We start from the raw sequence: 18,681 nt of genomic DNA on the forward strand, positions 1-18,681 counted from the left end.
TTCAGCTCGCTTCGGCAATCCGTTGGTGTGGACGAGCGGCCATCGCGATCATGCGCAGCATCATGACGGCGAGGAGGGGGATGAGGAAGGCGGCATAGAGCGGCATCGCCGGCACCCGCTTGCCAAACGACACCATGAACTGGAACCAGAGGTAATAGCCGCCCACGAGGTGCAGCGTGCGCCAGGCTCGCGGCCCAACCAGCGCAGCGGTGCGGTCGAACGAGGTCGCGCTCATGGCGATAATCGCAGCATAGCCGATGCCGCCGAAGATGTAGGAGGCCGGCGAGGTCGCCTGCATAAAGCCGGCCGGGTCCATCCTGGCGAATGCGACGATCGCGGCCGCATGAATGGCGTGGGAGACGGCAAAGCTCAAGCCCAGATAGCGGCGGTTGCGGCGCTGCCAGCGCGTCCAGGCGTTGGGCCAGAGCCGCGCGAGCGCTGCAGCACTGAAGGCGAGGCAGAACAGCAGCAGCGAGCTGCGCGCCGTGAAGCGGATCACCATGCGCACGCCCTCGACTTCGAACTGCCGCATCGAGGCGATCCAGAGGCTTAAGGCGATCAGGCTCAGCGCAAGGGCGGCGAGCAGCCGCCAGCCTTCGAACCAGCTTTGACGTTGCGACATGATAGTCTCCTCCTCTATGTAATCATCGATTACATTTCGCGTGACGCTATCGTCAACATTGTAATCGCTGCTTACATTCACGTTCGGGTGATGCTAGAAGGCGCCAATGCCTGTCCGTCAGCCGTCCAAGCCGCGCGTCCGACGCGAGAGATCCGAGGTCCGGCCCTATCATCACGGCGACCTCCGTCGCGTGCTGATCGATGCTGCGTTGCAACTGGCGGCCGAGGGTGCCGAGGTGTCCGTGCGTGAGGCTGCGCGCCGGGCCGCGGTGTCGCCGGGGGCGCCATTCCGGCACTTTCCCAGCCGTGACGCCTTGATGGCCGCGGTGGCCGAGGAGGCGCAGCGGCGCTTTCGCGCCGAGATCGAGGTGGCGCTGGGCGATGCACCGGCCACCGATCCGCTCGGCCGCTTCCGCGCCTTCGGCCTCGCCTATTTGCGCTGGGCGATGTGCAACCCCGCGCATTTCGAGATCATCTCAACGGGGCGCTATTTCGCCCATGGCGGCTCGACCGAGGTGACCCGCGACAATGCCGAGGTGATCGCGCTGACCGAGCGGATGCTGGCTGACGCGGCCACGCAGGGCCTGCTGCGGTCGACGGACCTGAAGCGCATCCAGATCGCTGGCCGCGCTTTGGTCTACGGTTTCGCCCGGATGAACCTCGATGGCCATTTCCCGCGCTGGGGTGTGGAGGAGGGCGAAATCGAGCGCACGGCCGAGGGAGTGATCGATCTGTTCATCGCCGGGATCGCGAGGTTCTAAGCCATTGCCGAGCTGCGGTCCTTCGCTGCCCGCTAACATTAAGCGAAGGTCGGACGGCGGATCGCGTTGCTTGCGCGTGACTGTTCCATTACAGTTTTATGACACGGTGCAGCCGGCTGCGCCGGACGCCCTGGCCGTCTTGAGGCCGACCAGACGGCTTGGCATCACCGCGCCGGACCGTGTTCAGCGTGTCCTCGATGGCGTCCGCGCCCAATCCCGGTTCTTCCGCCACCACCGCCGTTCTGGCGAGCGTTGCCGCGCTCGGCATCTGGCGGCTGCTCGCTGTGGCCGCGCCGCATTGCGCTGCGCTGGCGCTGATGTACGAGACCGAGACCGATTTCGGCTCGCGGCTCTCCTTCTTGCTGGCGTGGGGCATCCTCAACTTCTTCTGGATCACGCTGTTGCGCCGGCCTGCGCTGTCGGGCGCGCTGTCGCTGACCATGGTCGTGGTGCTGGTGCTGCTGTCGCGGCTCAAGCACGACGTCGTGCAGATGACGGTCAACTTCATCGACTTGATGATGATCGACCGCGACACGGTCGCGTTCCTGTTCACGATCTTTCCGAACCTGCGCTGGTCGGTGATCGCCGCCGGCCTCGTCACGCTGCCGCTGATGTACGCGCTGTGGTGGCTCGATCCATTCCGCATCCGCCGCCTGCCGGCGCTGGCCTGCAAGCTCGCCTGCCTCGCCGCCCTGGTGTTCTATTCCGCCTATCATCCGGACGAGGCCTGGCGCGGCTACTACGACGACGGCTATCTCTCGAAATTCTTCCGCTCCGGCGTCTCGGCCGTCTCCGATTTCGTGCAGTACGGCTTCATGGAGTCGGCCGCCTCGACCGACGAGCGGCTCAACATACCGCTGGTAGATGCCTGTCATCCTGCCGGCCGTCGGCCGAACATCATCATGATCCATGATGAATCGAGCTTCGACATCCGCGCCGCACAGGGCATCAAGGTGCCGCCGGGCTATGGCAGCCACTTCAAGTCCTGGGACGGCAGGGAGCGCACTTTCCTGGCCGAGAGCAATGGCGGGCCGAGCTGGTTCACCGAATACAACGTGCTTGCCGGTCTCTCCTCGCGCTCGTTCGGCCGCTTTGCCTATTTCGTGACGCGCATTGCATCGGGTCGGGTCGAGCGCGGCCTGCCGTTGGCGTTGCGCCGCTGCGGCTATGATACGATGTCGCTCTATCCCGCCTATGGCGGCTTCATGGGTGCGCGCAGCTTCCAGCTGACGACTGGTATCGAACGCTTCCTCGACTCTCATGATCTCGGCGCCAAGGATGTCGAACCCGACAGCTTCTTCTACGACAAGGCACTGCGGCTGATGGGCGAGCGGACGCCGAACAAGCCGCTGTTCACCTTCATCTATCTCGGTGCCAACCATTTCCCCTGGGAGACCCGCTTCCGCCCCGATCTGATGCCGAACTGGCGCGCGCCGGGCAACGTGCCGTCCATCGACGAATATCTGCGCCGCCAGGCGATGAGTGCCGAGCAATACAAGGGCTTCCTCGCAGGCTTGAAGAAGAGTTTTCCAGGCCAGCCCTTCCTGATCGTGCGCTATGGCGATCACCAGCCCGAGTTCGCGCCGAACATCCTCGAGCCCGGGCTTGACGAAGGCGCAATCGGCAAGAAGCTCGATGCCTACGATCCGCGCCTCTACGCGACCTATTACGCCATCGACGCCGTCAATTTCGAGCCGGTGAAGAGCGATGCCGTGATGGACACGATCGACGGTCCGTATCTGCCGCTGGTGATCCAGGAGGCGGCCGGCATTCCGCTCGATCCGTCCTTTGCCGAGCAGAAGGAGATCATGCTCCGCTGCAAGGGCATCTTCTACGGCTGCAAGGACGGCGCGGAAGCGCAGCGCCTGAACCGGCTATTGATCAATGCCGGGATGATCCGCGGGCTGTAGTTTCGATCGCGGCCATTCATTCGCCACCGCATCCGTCGATATTTTGGCCCGGCGTCCTCGTCCGAACGAGGGACGCGATCAAGGACGATGCCGGCTAACGGGGCGCTCGATCAACCGCGAACCACAGGAGGAATCATTGCCAATTTCCGTAAAACAGATGCTCGAGGCCGCCAACGCGGCCGTGCCGAAGATCTCGCCGGCCCAGGCGAAGGAGATGATCGGGAAGGGCGCGCTCGTGCTCGACGTGCGCGATGCGCCGGAGATCGAGAAGAGCGGCAAGATCCCGGGCGCACTGAATATCTCCCGCGGCATGCTGGAGTTTCGGGCCGATCCGGACTCGCCCTATCACGACAAGGCCCTCGCCAGGGACAAGACCGTGATCCTTTATTGTGCCTCCGGCGGCCGGTCCGCGCTCGCCGGCAAGCTGCTTCATGACATGGGCTATGGCCACGTCTACAACGTCGGCGGCTTCAAGGACTGGGTTGATGCCGGAGGGGCGACCGAGAAGGCGTAGCAAAAAGGGCGGCGACGCGGGAGGCATACCCTAGCGCCGCCCCACCTTCTCCCACAGCCATTTCGCTACCACATCGGGCGATGAATTCGCATCATTGCTACTGGCCCGGAGGTTTGCTTCGCGCATGGTGGCGATGTCGATCTTGCCGAGCAGCGGCTTGAGCGCCGCCTGCAATTTCTCATCGCCGGCGCGCTTCGGTGCCAGCAGCAGAATGGCATCATAGGGCGGGATCGCCTGCTTGGGATCGTCGAGCGCCACCAGGTCGTATTTCGCGATCAGCCCGTCGCTGGTGTAGCCTGCGATCACGTCGACCTCGCCGCTGGCGGCTGCCGCATACATGAAGTCCGGCTGCATCTGGCGCTGTGCCTTGAACTGAAGACCATAGGCTTTCTGCAGCGCCGCCCATTCCGGCCGGGAGAAGAATTCGTAGTCGCCGGCAATCGACATCGACGGTGCGTGTGCGGCGAGATCGGCGATGGTGCGGATGCCGAGCGCGTCGGCGCGCTTCTTGGGCATCACCAGCGCATAGGCATTCTCGAAGCCGAGCTCGCCGAGCAGGGTGATGTTGTCCTTGGCGAGTGCCGTCTTCAACTCCGCCACCAGCTCCGCGCGCGGTTTGATGTCGGTGCGATGCAGCTGGTTGGCCCAGAGCGTGCCGGAATAGTCCACATAGAGGTCGATGTCGCCGGCCTTCAGTGCCCCGAAGATCACGCTCGAGCCGAGGCCCGATCGTGCTGTGGCCGAAAGGCTGGCCGCCTGGAGGCGGTCTCGAAGCAGGGCCGAGAGCACATATTGCTCGGCAAAGGTTTTCGCGCCGACCACGTAGCCGGACGACGAGCGCCCCATCGTCGGCACCAGTGTCGCTGCAACCAGCGCCGCAATCCCGATCGCACCGACCCCGGCGCGAAGGCGGTCGCGCTGGCGCAGCCCGCGCTCGATCAGGCCGAGCAGCTGATCGACGGCGAGCGCGAGCAGGGCTGACGCAAAGCAGCCGAACAGCACGAACACCCAGTTCTGGGTCTGAAGGCCCGCGAAGATGTAATTGCCGAGGCTGGTTTGTCCGATCGGCGTCGATAGCGTCGCGGTGCCGATCACCCACACCGCGGCGGTTCGGATGCCGGCCATCATCACCGGCAGCGCCAGCGGGAGCTCGACCATGAGGAGCGACTGCCGTGCCGTCATGCCGACGCCCTTGGCGGCTTCGATCAGCGCCGGATCGATGCCGTTCAGCCCGGTGATGCCGTTGCGCAACACCGGCAGCATCGAATACAGCGCCAGCGCGAGCATCGCCGGCAGGAAGCCGAATGCGGAGAAAGAGATGCCGAACCAGGCAAGCGACACGGACGCTGCGAGCAGCAGCAGCGGGTAGAACAGCGCGAGCAGCGCCAGCCCCGGCACGGTCTGCACGATGCTGGCGAGCGCCAGCAGGATGGCGCGCGGCGCCGGGCGGTTGCGCGTCGCGATTGCGAGCGGCAGGCTGACAGCGAGGCCAAGCGCGAGCGCGGCGAGGCTCACCCGGACATGATTGCCGAGATAGTCAGGCAGATGCGACAGCGCCTCGCCCCAGCGCGGATCATTGAAGAGGCTCATGCCGCACCGCCCTGCGGCAGCAGCAAATTCAGTCGTTCAACCTGGCGTCGCGGCGTCCGCAACAGCTCCAGCACATAGGCATCGCTGCTCTCCGAGAGCTCCGCCGGCGTGCCCTGCGCCAGCACTTGTCCGCTGCGCATCACCGCGATGCGATCGGCAAGCAAAATCGCTTCCGTCATGTCGTGCGTGATCATCACGGTGGTCAGGCCAAGCTTGCGGTGCAGCTCGCGGAAATCCTCGCCGAGCGCATCGCGGGTGAGGGGATCGAGCGCGCCGAACGGTTCGTCCATCAGCAGGATGCGGGGCTTGGCTGCGAGCGCCCGCGCCACGCCGACGCGCTGGCGCTGGCCGCCGGAGAGCGCCTCGGGTAGCCGGTCGCGATGCAAGATCCGGTCGAGCTGCACCAGCTCGATCAGCTCGTCGACACGCGCGGTGATCTCGGCCGGAGGCGCGCCGAGCAGCCTTGGCGTGATCCCGATATTGTCGGCGACGCTCAAATGCGGAAACAGCCCGCCGCTCTGGAAGACGTAGCCGATGCGGCGCCGCAGCGCGACCGGATCGACGTTTCGCACATCCTCGCCCTCGACCGTGATGGTGCCGCCATCGGCCTCGATCAGCCGGTTGGCGAGCCGCAGCAGCGTCGTCTTGCCCGAACCCGATCCGCCGACGATGGCCAGAAACTCGCCTTCGGCGATATCGAGCGAGACGTCGTCGACGGCCCTGAGGGGGCCGAAGCTCTTGGTGACGTGCGCATAGCCAATCATCGGCCTGGAAGGCATCGGACGTGCACTCAGCTCGCTTGCCCTCAAGAGGGAGGGGAGGTGGTCGAGACCCCATGCGTAGCACGCTTGGCCGGTTGATTGAACTTGGCCGCGCGAGCGGCTAAGGCATCAAGCCAAGTTCGGAGGGAACACATGACAACGCCCACGGCAGTGGCGCTGGAAGATGCCAAGGTTGCGTTCCGGCTCGGGGACGGGCGGGTCTATACGGCGGTGGAGAAGGCCCATCTTTCGGTCGCGCAGGGCGAGTTCGTCGCCATCGTCGGCCCGACCGGCTGCGGAAAATCCACGCTGCTCAACGCCGCCGCCGGGCTGCTCAAGCCGGCCGCCGGGAGCGTCAAGATATTCGACCGGGCGCTGGCGGGGTTGAACCGGGACGCCGGCTACCTGTTCCAGGCCGATGCACTGTTCCCCTGGAAGACCGCGCTCGACAATGTCGCGATCGGGCTCGAGACCAAGGGCACGCCGCGCGCAGAGGCGCTGCCGCAGGCGCAGAAATGGCTCACCTCCGTCGGCCTCGGCGCCTTTGCGGGCCGTTATCCGCACATGCTCTCCGGCGGCCAGCGCAAGCGCGTGGCGTTGGCGCAGGTCTTGATCCGCGACCCCAAAATCCTCCTGATGGACGAGCCGTTCGGGCCGCTCGATGCGCAGACGCGCCAGGTGATGGGCAACCTGCTGCTCGACCTCTGGAACGCCGACCGCAAGGCCGTGCTGTTCGTCACCCACGATCTCGAAGAGGCCATCGCGCTCGCCGATCGCGTCGTGATCATGTCGGCAGGGCCGTCCTCGCGCATCATTGGCGACTGGCGGGTGCAGCTCGCCCGCCCGCGCGACATTTTCGAGGTACGGCTGGACAAGGAGTTCCATGCGCTGCATCGCGAGATCTGGAGCGTGCTCAAGGACGAGGTGATGAAGGGCTACGCGCAATCCACCCAAGCGGCGGAGGCGGTCTGATGTCGCGTGTCACGCTGCTCGCGTTGCAAGTCCTGGTCGCGGTCGTCTGCATCGCGCTGTGGCAGTTCTTTTCGAGCGTCCCGGTATTCGGCAAAGTCCTGCTGCCGCCGTTCTTCTTCTCGAATCCCGTCGACGTATTCAGCCAGATCGTGAAGTGGTTCGCCTCCGGCGTGATCTGGAAGCATCTGGCAATCACGCTCTGGGAATCGATCCTCGCCTTCGTGATCGGCTCGGTTGGCGGTGTGCTGGTCGGCTTCTGGTTTGCGCGGCAGCCGCTGGTTGCCGCGGTCTTCGACCCCTATGTAAAGATGGCCAACGCATTGCCGCGCGTCGTGCTGGCGCCGATCTTCGCGCTGTGGCTGGGGCTCGGCATCTGGTCCAAGGTCGCGCTCGGCGTGACGCTGGTGTTCTTCATCGTGTTCTTCAACGTCTATCAGGGCGTCAAGGAGGTCAGCCGCACCGTGCTCGACAATGGGCGTATGCTCGGCATGAGCGAGCGGCAGCTGATGCGACACGTCTATTGGCCGTCGGCACTGTCGTGGATGTTCTCCTCGCTGCACACGTCGGTCGGCTTCGCCGTGGTCGGCGCCGTCGTCGGCGAATATCTGGGATCGGCAGCGGGGCTCGGCTATCTCATCCAGCAGGCTGAAGGCGTGTTCGACGTCGCCGGCGTGTTCGCCGGCATGTTCGTGCTGTCGGCTTTCGTCATCCTGATCGATTTTGGTGTCACCCTGGTCGAGCGGCGTCTCCTGGTCTGGCGGCCAACGGTGGACGGTCGTGGCTAGCGGCAAAAGGGCCCGCGCATCTGCGCGAGCCCCGATCACAATGCTCAATCCAGCAGCTTGACGTCGTCGGGCGCCTGCGGCGGGGTCTTGATCGCGATCGCCTTGATCTGGCCGCTGATCGGCTTGGTGCCGCCATGCGGCGTGCCCTTCGGAATGATGACGAGGTCGCCCGGCTTCACCGTTATTTCCTTGTCGCCGAGCCAGATCGTTCCGGTGCCATCCAGGATGTATTGGATCTCGTTGGTGTTGGCATGCAGGTGCTTCGGCACATTGCCGACCTGGATCGACACGGTCGAGCCGTCGGCAGTCATGAAAGTCTTGGAGCGGTAGCCGACCTGGTTGGCGGGGCCGAGCGCGTCGCCTTCCATTTCGCCGGTATGGATGATCTGCGCGGTGATGTTTTCGGCGGCCAGCGCCGGTCCGAGCAGGTAGGTCGCGCCACATCCGGCGACAAAAGCGGCGGTGATCGACAGCCCGGCAGCAAGGCGGTTCATGGATGATCCTCCCCGTCGACGATTATTTTCGTGTGGGCATGCTATTGCGCCGAAAGACCAATGGCCAGTGCCACTTAAGCGGTGCTTCTCAAGCCAGTCCCGCTGCTCTATGGTGCCGCCAGCCGAACGGAGGAAACCAATGAAGAAGACGATTGCCAGGCTCGCGGGCGCGCTGCTCGCGCTGACGCTGACCACCTCGCTTGCCGCAGCGCAAAGCAAGGTCACGATCGCGATCGGCGGCGGCTCCTGCCTGTGCTATTTGCCGACAGTGCTGGCCAAGCAGCTCGGCGAGTACGAGAAGGCCGGCCTCAATGTCGACCTAGTCGACCTCAAGGGCGGCTCGGATGCGCTCAAGGCCGTGCTGGGCGGCAGCGCCGACGTGGTTTCCGGCTATTTCGACCATTGCGTCAACCTGGCCGCCAAGAAGCAGGAGCTGCAGGCTTTCGTGGTCTATGACCGCTATCCCGGCCTCGTGCTGGTGGTCGCCCCCTCGCATACGGGCGACATCAAGTCGATCAAGGACCTCGCCGGCAAGAAGGTCGGCGTCAGCGCGCCCGGCTCGTCCACCGACTTCTTCCTGAAGTATCTCCTGAAGAAGAACGGGCTCGATCCGGCCGGCACCGCCGTGATCGGCGTCGGCCTCGGGGCCACGGCGGTGGCCGCGATGGAGCAGGGGCAGATCGACGCCGCGGTGATGCTCGACCCCTCCGTCACCGTGCTTCAGGGCAGCCACAAGGATTTGCGCATCCTCAGCGACACCCGTACGCAGAAGGACACACTCGAGACCTTCGGCGGCGAATATCCGGGTGGCGCGCTGTACTCGACCGTGGCCTGGATCAATGGACACGAGAAGGAAACGCAGGCGTTGACCAACGCAATGCTGGCCACGATCGCCTGGATCCATTCGCATTCACCCGAGGATATCATGGCCAAGATGCCAGATGAGATGGTGGGCAAGAACAAGGATCTCTATCTCGCTGCGCTGAAGAACACGATCCCGATGTTCTCCGAGACCGGCAAGATGGATCCGAAGGGCGCCGACGCCGTGCTCGCCGTGTTCAGCATCGGCTCGCCCGAGGTGGCGAACGCCAAGATCGACGTCAGCAAGACTTTTACCAACAAGTTTGTCGACCAAGCCAAGAAGACCACGGGGAGCGCCAAATAACTGACGCGAAGACTTGGTAATCAGGCGTCATGACGTCACTGACCATTCATCGCGTTACGACGCTAGACCTTGCCGTGCGCCCCGTCGTTTGGCCGTTCGCCGAGGAGCGACGCACGGCGATCGAGGCGCATTTCGCCGAGCAACAGCGCGCGCGGCCGAAAATCTGGAACGGCCGGGTGCTGCTCGGTCGCGATGCCGTCTTCACCGACGGTCATCTCGCTGCGACTTATTTCGAGACGGATTTCGCGAGCTTCCTGGCCTGGCGCGACTGGGGCTTTCCCGATCCGGCCGTGTTCAATGGGTTCGGCATGGGCGCGCTCCGTACCTCCGATGGCGCCTTCGTGATGGGCGAGATGGCGCATCACACCGCCAATGCCGGACGCATCTACTTCGCGTCGGGGACGCCCGACCTCGACGATGTCAGGGACGGCGCGCTCGACATTCCCGGCAGTGTTGTCCGCGAGCTCGAGGAGGAGACCGGCCTGCTGCCGGTCGATTATTCCGCGGAGGCGGATTGGCACTGCGTCGTCACCGGTAGCGCACTTGCGATGATCCAGATCCTCAACCTGGATATGCCCGGTGAGGCGGCTCGCGCGCGGATCGAAGCCAATCTGGCTCGCCAGGACGAGCCGGAGCTTTCGGCGATCCATCTCGTGCGCGGAATGGATGATCTCACGCCGACTATGCCGCGATTTGTCACGGCCTTCATCGCGCAGCAGTTCGCCTCGCGCTGACGCGCGAGACTTGACATCGCGCGGTCCAGCCCATGTGATGGGCGAAAGCAAAACAAAAAACTGCAATGCACAATCGTCCAGGGAGGTTTAGATGCGCCTGCGCATGGCTGCCCGATTGGTACGTGGGCTGTTGATCGCGACTGCAGCGATGGGCTCGACCGTTTCGGTCCAAGCCCAAGACAAAGCCCAAGACAAGAAGATCAAGATCGGCGTCATTTTCGACCTGACCGGCCCGCTCGCGGGCGGCGGCTCCGAGCTCGAATATCTCGGCACCAAGATCATCCTCGATCATTTCAGCAAGACCGGCGTCGAAGGCTACAAGGTCGAGGCGGTTTATGCCGATGCGCAGAGTAAGCCCGACATCGCCATCAACGAATCCGTTCGCCTGCTCGAGCAGGAGAAGGTCGACATGGTGCTCGGCTTCTTCTCCTCGGCGCAATGTGTGCCGGTCGCAGCCCGCGTCGAACAGCTCAAGAAGTTCATGTGGATGACGACCTGTATCTCGTCCGCCGTGTTTGCCGACAAGAACTACAAATACGTGTTCCGTCCGCAGGCGAGCGGCGACCAGTTCGGCGCGATGACGATGGATTTCATCGCGCAGAACGCGAAAGAGAAGCTGGGCAAGGAGCCGAAGGATCTCCGTGTCGCCATCATCCACGAGGACGGCGCCTATGGCGTCGACGTCTCCAAGGGCAATGAGGCCGGCGCGAGGAAGGCCGGCTTCAACATCGTGCTGAAGGAAGGCTATTCGGCCACCGCACCGGATCTCTCCGCGCTGGTGACCAAGCTGAAGCGGGCCAAGCCCGATGTGATTTTCCACACCGGCTACAACCCTGATATCACGCTGCTGCTGCGCCAGGCCCGCGAGCAGGGCCTGAAGTTTGCGGCTCTCGTCGGTCATGGCGCCGGCTACGGCGTCTATGAGAAATTGAAGGAAGGGATGGGCGCCGACGCGAACTACATCTTCAACACGGATCCGATCTCGATCTGGCTCGCCAACCAGAAGACCATGAATCCGAAGCTCGCGCCTGTCATCAAAATGGTCGGCGAGGAGTTCGACAGGATCAGGCCCGGCGTCGCCATCCGCTCCGCCCATGTCGGTATCGGCGCGTCCAACACCTACGTCTTCATGGATGACGTCCTGCCGCGTGCGATAAAGAAGTATGGCGGCGTCGATCCCGAGGCGTTGCGCAAGGCGGCGCTCGACACCGACATCCCCGAGGGGGGCACCATGCTCGGCTTCGGCGTCAAGTTCTACGGCGAGGGCACGCCGATGGCGGGGCAGAATGAACGCTCGTTCCCGGTCGTGATCCAGTACATCGACGACAAATCCTCGGTGGTGTGGCCCAAGAGCCAGGCGCAGCGCGAAGCGGTGCTGCCGCTGCCGAAGGGCACCACCTACAGCAACCAGTAGCGACGGGAGCGGGGCGGTGCTGGAGGTCAGCGGGCTGGTGAAGCGGTTCGGCGGCTTCACCGCCGTCAACAACGTGTCCTTCAAGGTCGATCGGGGCGAGATCCTCGGCCTGATCGGTCCCAACGGCTCGGGTAAGAGCACGATCTTCAACATGCTCTCCGGCACGCTGGCGCCAAGCTCGGGATCGATCCTGTTCGATGGCTCGGAGATCGCAGGCCTTGCGCCGCACCGGATCATCAACCGCGGCATCGGCCGCACCTTCCAGATTCCGCGGCCGTTCCGCCGCCTCACCATTTTCGAGAACGTCGCGCTTGCGGGCTTCTACGGCCAGGGCCGTCATAGTCGCGTCAAGGCGGAGGAGGCGGCCGAACGTGCGCTCGCAATGGTCGGCCTCCCGACCGATCGCCACGCCAGTGTCGATGGCCTCGGCGCGGCCGGCTTGAAGAAGCTCGAGCTGGCAAAAGCGCTCGCGACCGCGCCCAAGCTTCTTCTTGCTGATGAAAGCCTCGGCGGTCTCGACGAGTCCGAGATGGACCAGGCGGCCGACATGCTGCGCAATATCCGCGACGAGCTCGGCATCACCATCATCTGGGTCGAGCACATCATGGGCGTCCTGATGCGCGTCGTCGACCGCGTCATGGTGCTCGACCATGGCGAGAAGATCTCGGAAGGTTTGCCGAGTGCGGTGGCCGGCGATCCGCGCGTGATCGAGGTTTATCTCGGCACCGATGCCGAGACCACGCAGGCTGCGGCCGCCGAAGCACGCCGCCGCGCGGGAGGCCAATGATGTTGGAGCTCAGATCGGTCAACGCCGGCTATGGCACCTTCCAGGCGCTGTTCGAGGTCAATCTCGACGTCAAGGCCGGTGAGGCCGTCGGCGTCATCGGACCGAACGGCGCCGGTAAGACCACGCTGATGCGCGTCATCTCCGGTCTGATCCGTCCCGCGCACGGCTCAATAGCCATGGAGGGCGTCGACGTCCTGACGACGCCAGCGCACAAGATCGTCAGCCTCGGGATTGCGCATGTGCCGGAGAACCGGCGGCTGTTTCCGCAGCTCTCGGTCGACGACAATCTCAAGATGGGCGCTTTCATGAAGGAGGCGCGTGCCCACTATGCCGAACGGCTGGAGGTCGTGTTCGACCTGTTTCCGCGCCTGAAGGAGCGCCGCCACCAGATGGCCGGCACCATGTCCGGCGGCGAGCAGCAGATGTGCGCGATCGGCCGCGCATTGATGTCGAATCCAAAGCTTCTGCTGCTCGACGAGCCCTCGGCCGGACTGGCGCCGGTCGTGGTGCAGCAGGTGTTCGAGCTGGTGAAGCGGATCCGCAGCCGCGGGCTGACGGTGCTGATCGTCGAGCAGAACGTGCAGCAGGTGCTGCGCGTGGTCGACCGGGCCTACCTGATCGAGGCCGGCACCATCCGCGCCTCCGGCACCTCGGCCGAGATGCTGGCGAGCGACACGGTCAAGGAAGCGTATCTCGGGGTGTGAGGGGCATATGCAGGCGTTCCTGGATATTTTCGACATCTACCTGCTGGAGGCCGTGATCAACGGCATCCTGCTCGGCGGCGTGCTGGCGCTGCTCGCGCTCGGACTGAATTTGATCTTCGGCGTCATCGACGTGACCTGGATCTGCTACGCCGAGCTCGTGATGATCGGCATGTACGCCATGTATTTCTTGGTGCAGTACTACGGCGTCAGCTATTTCATCGCTGCACCACTGACCATTCTGCTCGTCGCGATCCTCGGCGCGCTATTGCATTACCTCGTGATCGCGCCGCTGCTCACCGCGCCGCCGATCAACCAGCTGCTCGCGACCGGCGGCGTGCTGTTCGTACTGCAGAGCTTTGCCACCGTCGCCTTCGGCATCGACTTCCGCAATCTCGGCATCCGCCTGCCCGTGCTCGCCTTCGGCGACATGAATTTCAGCTACGCGCGACTTCTGTCGTTCCTGGCGGCGCTGGTGGGTATGGTCGCGGTCTATCTGTTCATGACCCGGACCTTCACCGGCACCGCGATCCGCGCGATCTCGCAGGACCGGCAGATCATGGCGCTGATGGGCGTCGATACCAAACGCATCTATCTCATCACCTCCGCGCTCGGCGGCGCCCTTGCCGGGCTCGCCGCCTGTCTCCTGGTGCTGCAATACGACGTGCATCCCTTTGTCGGTCTTTCCTTCGGGCCGATCACCTTCCTGATCTGCGTGCTCGGGGGCCTCGGGAATTTCATTGGCGGCTTCATCGCCGCCTTCGTATTCGCCGAGATCATCTCGCTTGGCGGCCTGTTCTCCGATCTCGAATGGGGCTACGTGCTCGCCTTCGCCTTCTTCATCGTCATGATGTTCATCCGGCCCGCGGGCCTGCTCGCGAGGCGCCGATGATGGGGCAGGGGCGGCTTGCGGCATGGGGGATAGGATTGGCGGCGCTGGCCGCGCTGCCTTTCCTCTATCGCGATCCCTATCATCTGCACATTCTGGTGCTGATCCTGATCTGGTCGTTCGCCTACACGTCGTGGTCGATGATGGGGCGGTTCGGCCTGGTCTCGCTCGGGCATGGCGGTTTCATGGGGATCGGTGCCTATGTCACCGCGCTGCTGTGGAATCACCTCGGCCTGTCACCCTGGATCGGCATTCCCATCAGCATGATCGCAGCCGGCGCGCTGGCGCTGATCGTCGGCTATCCCTGCTTCCGGTTCCGTATCACCGGGCACTATTTCGTGCTGGTGACGCTGGCCCTGTCAGGCATCGTGCTTCAGGTCATCACGGCGACGCGCGACTACACCGGAGGCTCGCTCGGCTACACGCCGAACCGCGCCTCGGGCAGCAAGCTGCTGGCGCTGCAATTCGACGACAAGACCACGTGGTACCTGATCGCGCTCGCGGTCTGGCTCGGCGGCATCGTGGTCTGGCATCTGATCGATCGCAGCATGAGCCGCCACGCGCTCGGGGCGATCTCGGAAGACGAGGACGCGGCCGCAGCCGCCGGCGTCGATGTTACCGCGGAGAAGCTCAAGATCACGCTGATCAGCGCCGTGATGACGGCGCTGGCGGGCGCCGTCTATTGCCAGTACCAGATGTTCATCACGCCCGACACCGTCTCCGGCATCGCGGTGTCGCTGCAGATGGTGTTCGCGGCCATCGTCGGCGGCCTGTTCGTCTCGCTTGGCCCGACCGTTGGTGCCGTCATCACCATCCTGCTCGCGGAAACCTTGCGCATCGGCTTCGGCACCAAGGCGGTCGGCTGGGACAACCTCGTCTACGGCGTGCTGCTGGTGCTTTTCATCATATTCCTTCCCAAGGGCATCCTTGGTAGCCTGCTCGACCGATTGAAGCCGCAACGCAAGGTGCCCCGCGCTCATGAGCAAAAAGCCGTCCAAATCGCTCGCCCAGGAACTTGACCGCTACATCACGCCATTCCGGCATGACGGATCCGGCAAGTTCCACCTGAAGAATTACAAGACCAACGAGAAGAGCGATCTGGACAAGGAGACGGCGCAGCAGATTCTGGACGCGAACAAGAAGCGTCTCGTCGAATTTCAGGAGAAGCTCTACGCCCAGGACCGCTGGTCGGTGCTGATCGTGTTCCAGGCCATGGATGCCGGTGGCAAGGACAGTGCGATCAAGGCGATCTTCGAGGGCATCAATCCGCAGGGCTGCGAGGTGTCGGCTTTCAAGGCGCCGAGCAGCATAGAGCTCGACCACGATTTCCTCTGGCGTCACGTCATCGCGTTGCCGGCGCGCGGTCATATCGGCATCTTCAACCGCTCCCATTACGAGGAATGCCTGGTGACGCGCGTGCATCCGGAGCTTCTTGCCAAGGAGAAGCTGCCGCCAAGGCTGGTCACCAAGAATATCTGGAAGGAGCGATTCGAGGACATCAGCGCTTTCGAGCGCTATCTCTGCCGCAACGGCACCGTCGTGCTGAAGTTCTTCCTCAATCTCTCCAAGGAGGAGCAGCGCGAGCGCTTCCTCGACCGGCTGGAGGAGCCGGCCAAGCAGTGGAAGTTCTCGATGGGCGACATCAAGGAGCGCGCGTTGTGGCCGCGCTACCAGGCGGTCTATCAGGACATCGTGCGCCATACCGCGACGCCCCACGCGCCCTGGTATGTCGTGCCGGCCGACCACAAATGGTTCGCCCGCGTCGTGATCGGCTCCGTCATCATCGCGGAGCTGGAAAAGCTGGACCTGCGCTTTCCCCGCGCCGACAAGGCCTCGCTGGCCGAGTTCGACGACGTGCGCAAGGCGCTGGAAAAGGAAGGGAAGGGGGACAAGAAGCGGGCGAAACCAAAAACGCGAAAACAACCCCATGCACAGTAGCCGACGACAGCGGAATCAACAGTCGGGTGCGGTTATTCGGATTTATAGCAATTTGCTTGACCCGTCGGGCAAAACAGGGGCATGATGTCATCATCCCGACAAAGCTCTCGTAGAGTGGGGAAAGCGACTTGTCCGGCGTAGCTCGAAGAGCGAAGACGGAAGCGTGCCCACCTTCTTTACCCGAGAGAGGTGGTGGGCACGGCGCAAGTGCGCCTTTGCCCCCCTGCGAGTTCGGTGCAAGGCGTCAGTAGCCCCGGCCCCACCAGTAGCAGAAGCGCTCGACATTGGCGGGCAGGCTCGCCTCGTAATTCGCCCATTTCTCGTATTTCGGCAGCTTCACTTCCTTCATCGCGGTATCGAAGCATTTGCCGGCATCGGCCGCTTTCTTCACTTCGGCGGAGAGATCCTCCATGTAGGCGATGTCGTCCTGGACATCCTTCTTGGTGCCGAGCCGGCCGCCGGCATTGGGATGACCGGGGATCATCCGCTCCCAGTCGAGCGAGGCCAGCTTCTTCAGCGAGGCGATATATTCCAGTGGCGAGGCGTTGTCGGGAATGTTGCGGAACTGGACGGATTCGATCGGAGCAAAGTCGACCACGAAGACGAGCTTCTCCTTCGGCAGCCGCATCACCAGCGAATTGTCGGAATGGTTGCGGCCGACATAGTCGAGCTCCAGCGTGGTGCCGCCGAGCGTGATGGTCTTCTTGTCGTCGACCACCTGGTCGGGCATCACGACGTCGGCGAGCAGCGCATTCTGCTTCTTCAGCTCGAGCAGTCGCTCCTTGGTGCGGCGATGCGCGATGAAGGTGGCGCCGAGATCCTTGAACGGCTGGCCGCCGGCTATGTGGTCGTAATGGTGGTGGCTGTAGATGACGTATTTGATCGGCTTGTCGGTGACGGCCTTGATCGCGTCGATATAGGGTTTGGCGGGACGCAGATACGAGATCGGGTCGGTCGCGATCACGCCCTTTGGCGTCACCACGAACATCGATTGATGCCCGCCGTAGCGGAAGATGTAGACGTTGTCGGTGCCGTCGACTTTCCTGGTCGAGGTCTGCGGTGGGCTCTGCGCGGCAACTGAGCCAAGTCCGGCGACGAGGGCCGCGAGCACGGCGATGCAAATTGATTTCTTCATTTGTGGCTTTCCGGCGAAAGATCGGACTACGAAGAAGGATACCCTAGCAGCACAAACGCCGGCGAATGGCGATTATTCCGAGCGCGAAAGGTTGCTGTTCGGCTATTCGAGGACCTCATCGGCGGCAGCCATGATCAGCGAAGGCAATTCGATACCGAAGGCTTTCGCCGTCTTGAGGTTGACGATCAGCTCGAACCTGGTCGGCTGCTCAACCGGCAAGTCAGCCGGACGGGCGCCTTTCAGGATCTTGTCGATCAACTCGGCAGCGCGGCGGTAATTGGCCGTTTGGCTGAATCCATAAGCCAGCAGCCCGCCCGAACGGGCGTAGTCGGCCAAGCCCGTCATGGTGGGAAGACGCAACCGCCGCGCTTGCTCCACGACTGCCTCGCGGAGGGTGGCTGCCAGCGGGTCTTCAACAATCATGAGACTGGTGGCGCCTCTCAGCACGAGCCGATCCATCTGGTCCGGCGTGAATTGGTCGGCTCGCCTGACCTGCAGGAGTTCGAGCTGGACGCCCCGCTGCTCCGCGGCCGTCTCGAGCTGCTTGAGAGAGAGCGCGCTGTACGGTGTGTCCGGATTCAGCAGCACACCGACAATGCGCTGCCCGGGGACACAGCCGAGCAAAAATTCGAGCTGCTTGCTCTTGAACTCGGTGGACTGCCCACTCATGCCCGTCAGGTTGCCGCCTGGACGCGCGAGGCTTTGCACGAGGCCGGCGCCGATCGGGTCGCCGACGGTCGCGAACACGATCGGAATCCTGTCGGTGGCGGCCTTCAGCGCCTTCGGTGCAAGTGTGCCCCAGCCTGCGACGAGCACGTCCGGCCCGTCGCGCACGAGCTCCTCCGCGATCGTAGCGAGGCGTCCAGGCTCGCCGTCCGCGGAGCGATGAATGAAAGTGAGATTCTTACCCTCAATGTAGCCCAGATCCCGCAAAGGTCCCTTGATCAGGTCGGCGCGTTCGCTGGAATCCAGTGTCAGTAACGCGATGCGATACTGCCTCGCTTCGGCGTGCAGGTCAGGCGGACGAACAGCAGCTGTGAGAATTGCGAGTGCGACGAATTCGCGCCGGTGCATGGGGACCGAAAAATCAATCAATGAATAGATGGGCAGCCTAGCGTTGCCCCCGGTTCCCTGTCAAAGTGCCAAGGGCCGCCTTCACATTTGTCGACTGCGCCCGTGATCCCGCTTGACAGTCTTATGTCACGGGAGGACCATGCCCTTGGTCGCAAACAAGCGACGCGTCCACCTCATGAGCAAGGGGAGGTCTATGACTCCACCTCCGCAAATCCAGCCGCGTTAATTGCGATGGAGCTCGTTCGGACTATCGCATAGCGGCAGATACCGCGAACGGCACGCCGGGTTAAGGTTTAGTGGGCTGCATCAGCAAGGCATAGCCCCTACCTACCCGGCGCTGTGCGTTTTGGGCCGGCTGCAACCAAGCCTTCTTCTGCGTGCACGCTCTTGCGCCGTCAGCTCCTGAGCGGTTCCACGCATGCCTGTATTGCGGAAA

General features: G+C 63.6%; 19 protein-coding genes. 13 read left to right on the forward strand and 6 right to left on the reverse strand.

The features are described 5' to 3' along the window. Window position 1 precedes the first annotated feature (1 nt). Complete coding sequence (locus ACWAT4_RS11390) at window positions 2–622, reverse strand: hypothetical protein (RefSeq protein ID WP_449730553.1); 621 nt, start codon at window positions 620–622, stop codon at window positions 2–4. A 190-nt stretch (window positions 623–812) separates the two neighbouring features. Between ACWAT4_RS11390 and ACWAT4_RS11395 the strand changes: the two genes are divergently transcribed. The 3 genes from ACWAT4_RS11395 to ACWAT4_RS11405 all read left to right on the forward strand — a co-directional run bounded on the left by ACWAT4_RS11395 (window position 813) and on the right by ACWAT4_RS11405 (window position 3,806). Further along, window positions 813–1,382 carry a TetR/AcrR family transcriptional regulator gene (locus ACWAT4_RS11395; protein ID WP_449730554.1) on the forward strand — a complete coding sequence of 190 codons (570 nt, stop codon included), beginning with the start codon at window positions 813–815 and terminating at the stop codon, window positions 1,380–1,382. A 197-nt stretch (window positions 1,383–1,579) separates the two neighbouring features. Then, window positions 1,580–3,292, forward strand: a complete 1,713-nt coding sequence (locus tag ACWAT4_RS11400) for a sulfatase-like hydrolase/transferase (protein ID WP_449731195.1) — start codon at window positions 1,580–1,582, stop codon at window positions 3,290–3,292. Between the two features lie 136 nt (window positions 3,293–3,428). Further along, a complete protein-coding gene (locus ACWAT4_RS11405) occupies window positions 3,429–3,806 on the forward strand; it encodes a rhodanese-like domain-containing protein (RefSeq protein ID WP_212444679.1) in 378 nt (125 codons plus the stop codon). A gap of 30 nt (window positions 3,807–3,836) precedes the next feature. On the opposite strand, the gene ACWAT4_RS11410 is transcribed toward ACWAT4_RS11405, so the two are convergent. Both ACWAT4_RS11410 and ACWAT4_RS11415 read right to left on the reverse strand, forming a co-directional pair. Beyond that, window positions 3,837–5,396, reverse strand: a complete 1,560-nt coding sequence (locus tag ACWAT4_RS11410) for a glycine betaine ABC transporter substrate-binding protein (protein WP_449730555.1) — start codon at window positions 5,394–5,396, stop codon at window positions 3,837–3,839. Further along, the gene (locus ACWAT4_RS11415; protein WP_212298810.1) at window positions 5,393–6,175 is read right to left on the reverse strand and encodes an ATP-binding cassette domain-containing protein; all 783 of its coding nucleotides are present in this window, start codon (window positions 6,173–6,175) and stop codon (window positions 5,393–5,395) included. The genes ACWAT4_RS11410 and ACWAT4_RS11415 overlap by 4 nt, the downstream gene beginning before the upstream one ends. 135 nt (window positions 6,176–6,310) lie before the next feature. Here ACWAT4_RS11415 and ACWAT4_RS11420 point away from each other — a divergent pair, with 135 nt between their 5' ends. Then, complete coding sequence (locus ACWAT4_RS11420; RefSeq protein WP_449730556.1) at window positions 6,311–7,129, forward strand: ABC transporter ATP-binding protein; 819 nt, start codon at window positions 6,311–6,313, stop codon at window positions 7,127–7,129. Further along, window positions 7,129–7,914 (forward strand): ABC transporter permease, encoded by a 786-nt coding sequence (locus ACWAT4_RS11425; RefSeq protein ID WP_212298808.1) that lies wholly within the window; start codon window positions 7,129–7,131, stop codon window positions 7,912–7,914. The genes ACWAT4_RS11420 and ACWAT4_RS11425 overlap by 1 nt, the downstream gene beginning before the upstream one ends. Window positions 7,915–7,958: 44 nt before the next feature. Here ACWAT4_RS11425 and ACWAT4_RS11430 read toward each other — a convergent pair whose 3' ends face one another. Next, complete coding sequence (locus ACWAT4_RS11430) at window positions 7,959–8,408, reverse strand: cupin domain-containing protein (RefSeq protein WP_212298807.1); 450 nt, start codon at window positions 8,406–8,408, stop codon at window positions 7,959–7,961. A gap of 139 nt (window positions 8,409–8,547) precedes the next feature. Here ACWAT4_RS11430 and ACWAT4_RS11435 point away from each other — a divergent pair, with 139 nt between their 5' ends. The 8 genes from ACWAT4_RS11435 to ACWAT4_RS11470 all read left to right on the forward strand — a co-directional run bounded on the left by ACWAT4_RS11435 (window position 8,548) and on the right by ACWAT4_RS11470 (window position 16,036). After that, window positions 8,548–9,573 (forward strand): ABC transporter substrate-binding protein, encoded by a 1,026-nt coding sequence (locus ACWAT4_RS11435; RefSeq protein WP_212298806.1) that lies wholly within the window; start codon window positions 8,548–8,550, stop codon window positions 9,571–9,573. Between the two features lie 29 nt (window positions 9,574–9,602). After that, window positions 9,603–10,307 carry an NUDIX hydrolase gene (locus ACWAT4_RS11440; protein ID WP_212298805.1) on the forward strand — a complete coding sequence of 235 codons (705 nt, stop codon included), beginning with the start codon at window positions 9,603–9,605 and terminating at the stop codon, window positions 10,305–10,307. Between the two features lie 91 nt (window positions 10,308–10,398). After that, window positions 10,399–11,721 carry an ABC transporter substrate-binding protein gene (locus ACWAT4_RS11445; RefSeq protein ID WP_212298804.1) on the forward strand — a complete coding sequence of 441 codons (1,323 nt, stop codon included), beginning with the start codon at window positions 10,399–10,401 and terminating at the stop codon, window positions 11,719–11,721. A 16-nt stretch (window positions 11,722–11,737) separates the two neighbouring features. Continuing rightward, window positions 11,738–12,508 (forward strand): ABC transporter ATP-binding protein, encoded by a 771-nt coding sequence (locus ACWAT4_RS11450; protein WP_212298803.1) that lies wholly within the window; start codon window positions 11,738–11,740, stop codon window positions 12,506–12,508. After that, the gene (locus ACWAT4_RS11455) at window positions 12,508–13,212 is read left to right on the forward strand and encodes an ABC transporter ATP-binding protein (RefSeq protein WP_449730557.1); all 705 of its coding nucleotides are present in this window, start codon (window positions 12,508–12,510) and stop codon (window positions 13,210–13,212) included. The genes ACWAT4_RS11450 and ACWAT4_RS11455 overlap by 1 nt, the downstream gene beginning before the upstream one ends. A gap of 7 nt (window positions 13,213–13,219) precedes the next feature. Beyond that, a complete protein-coding gene (locus tag ACWAT4_RS11460; RefSeq protein WP_212298801.1) occupies window positions 13,220–14,101 on the forward strand; it encodes a branched-chain amino acid ABC transporter permease in 882 nt (293 codons plus the stop codon). After that, window positions 14,098–15,117 carry a branched-chain amino acid ABC transporter permease gene (locus tag ACWAT4_RS11465; RefSeq protein ID WP_449730558.1) on the forward strand — a complete coding sequence of 340 codons (1,020 nt, stop codon included), beginning with the start codon at window positions 14,098–14,100 and terminating at the stop codon, window positions 15,115–15,117. The genes ACWAT4_RS11460 and ACWAT4_RS11465 overlap by 4 nt, the downstream gene beginning before the upstream one ends. Further along, window positions 15,077–16,036 (forward strand): polyphosphate kinase 2 family protein, encoded by a 960-nt coding sequence (locus ACWAT4_RS11470; protein WP_449730559.1) that lies wholly within the window; start codon window positions 15,077–15,079, stop codon window positions 16,034–16,036. Before ACWAT4_RS11465 ends, ACWAT4_RS11470 begins: the two co-directional genes overlap by 41 nt. 244 nt (window positions 16,037–16,280) lie before the next feature. Here ACWAT4_RS11470 and ACWAT4_RS11475 read toward each other — a convergent pair whose 3' ends face one another. Both ACWAT4_RS11475 and ACWAT4_RS11480 read right to left on the reverse strand, forming a co-directional pair. Continuing rightward, a complete protein-coding gene (locus ACWAT4_RS11475) occupies window positions 16,281–17,171 on the reverse strand; it encodes an MBL fold metallo-hydrolase (RefSeq protein ID WP_212298798.1) in 891 nt (296 codons plus the stop codon). Window positions 17,172–17,273: 102 nt separating this feature from the next. Beyond that, a complete protein-coding gene (locus ACWAT4_RS11480) occupies window positions 17,274–18,266 on the reverse strand; it encodes an ABC transporter substrate-binding protein (RefSeq protein ID WP_212298797.1) in 993 nt (330 codons plus the stop codon). Window positions 18,267–18,681: the final 415 nt, after the last annotated feature.

Source organism: Bradyrhizobium sp. T-1 (genome assembly GCF_053592855.1).

Coding starts and splice junctions, on each gene's coding strand:
- ACWAT4_RS11430 (WP_212298807.1), bottom strand. CDS start 8,408: ATGAACCGCCTTGCTGCCGGGCTGTCGATCACCGCCGCTTTTGTCGCC.
- ACWAT4_RS11465 (WP_449730558.1), top strand. CDS start 14,098: ATGATGGGGCAGGGGCGGCTTGCGGCATGGGGGATAGGATTGGCGGCG.
- ACWAT4_RS11435 (WP_212298806.1), top strand. CDS start 8,548: ATGAAGAAGACGATTGCCAGGCTCGCGGGCGCGCTGCTCGCGCTGACG.
- ACWAT4_RS11455 (WP_449730557.1), top strand. CDS start 12,508: ATGTTGGAGCTCAGATCGGTCAACGCCGGCTATGGCACCTTCCAGGCG.
- ACWAT4_RS11475 (WP_212298798.1), bottom strand. CDS start 17,171: ATGAAGAAATCAATTTGCATCGCCGTGCTCGCGGCCCTCGTCGCCGGA.
- ACWAT4_RS11440 (WP_212298805.1), top strand. CDS start 9,603: ATGACGTCACTGACCATTCATCGCGTTACGACGCTAGACCTTGCCGTG.
- ACWAT4_RS11460 (WP_212298801.1), top strand. CDS start 13,220: ATGCAGGCGTTCCTGGATATTTTCGACATCTACCTGCTGGAGGCCGTG.
- ACWAT4_RS11400 (WP_449731195.1), top strand. CDS start 1,580: ATGGCGTCCGCGCCCAATCCCGGTTCTTCCGCCACCACCGCCGTTCTG.
- ACWAT4_RS11470 (WP_449730559.1), top strand. CDS start 15,077: ATGAGCAAAAAGCCGTCCAAATCGCTCGCCCAGGAACTTGACCGCTAC.
- ACWAT4_RS11390 (WP_449730553.1), bottom strand. CDS start 622: ATGTCGCAACGTCAAAGCTGGTTCGAAGGCTGGCGGCTGCTCGCCGCC.
- ACWAT4_RS11425 (WP_212298808.1), top strand. CDS start 7,129: ATGTCGCGTGTCACGCTGCTCGCGTTGCAAGTCCTGGTCGCGGTCGTC.
- ACWAT4_RS11415 (WP_212298810.1), bottom strand. CDS start 6,175: ATGCCTTCCAGGCCGATGATTGGCTATGCGCACGTCACCAAGAGCTTC.
- ACWAT4_RS11410 (WP_449730555.1), bottom strand. CDS start 5,396: ATGAGCCTCTTCAATGATCCGCGCTGGGGCGAGGCGCTGTCGCATCTG.
- ACWAT4_RS11445 (WP_212298804.1), top strand. CDS start 10,399: ATGCGCCTGCGCATGGCTGCCCGATTGGTACGTGGGCTGTTGATCGCG.
- ACWAT4_RS11420 (WP_449730556.1), top strand. CDS start 6,311: ATGACAACGCCCACGGCAGTGGCGCTGGAAGATGCCAAGGTTGCGTTC.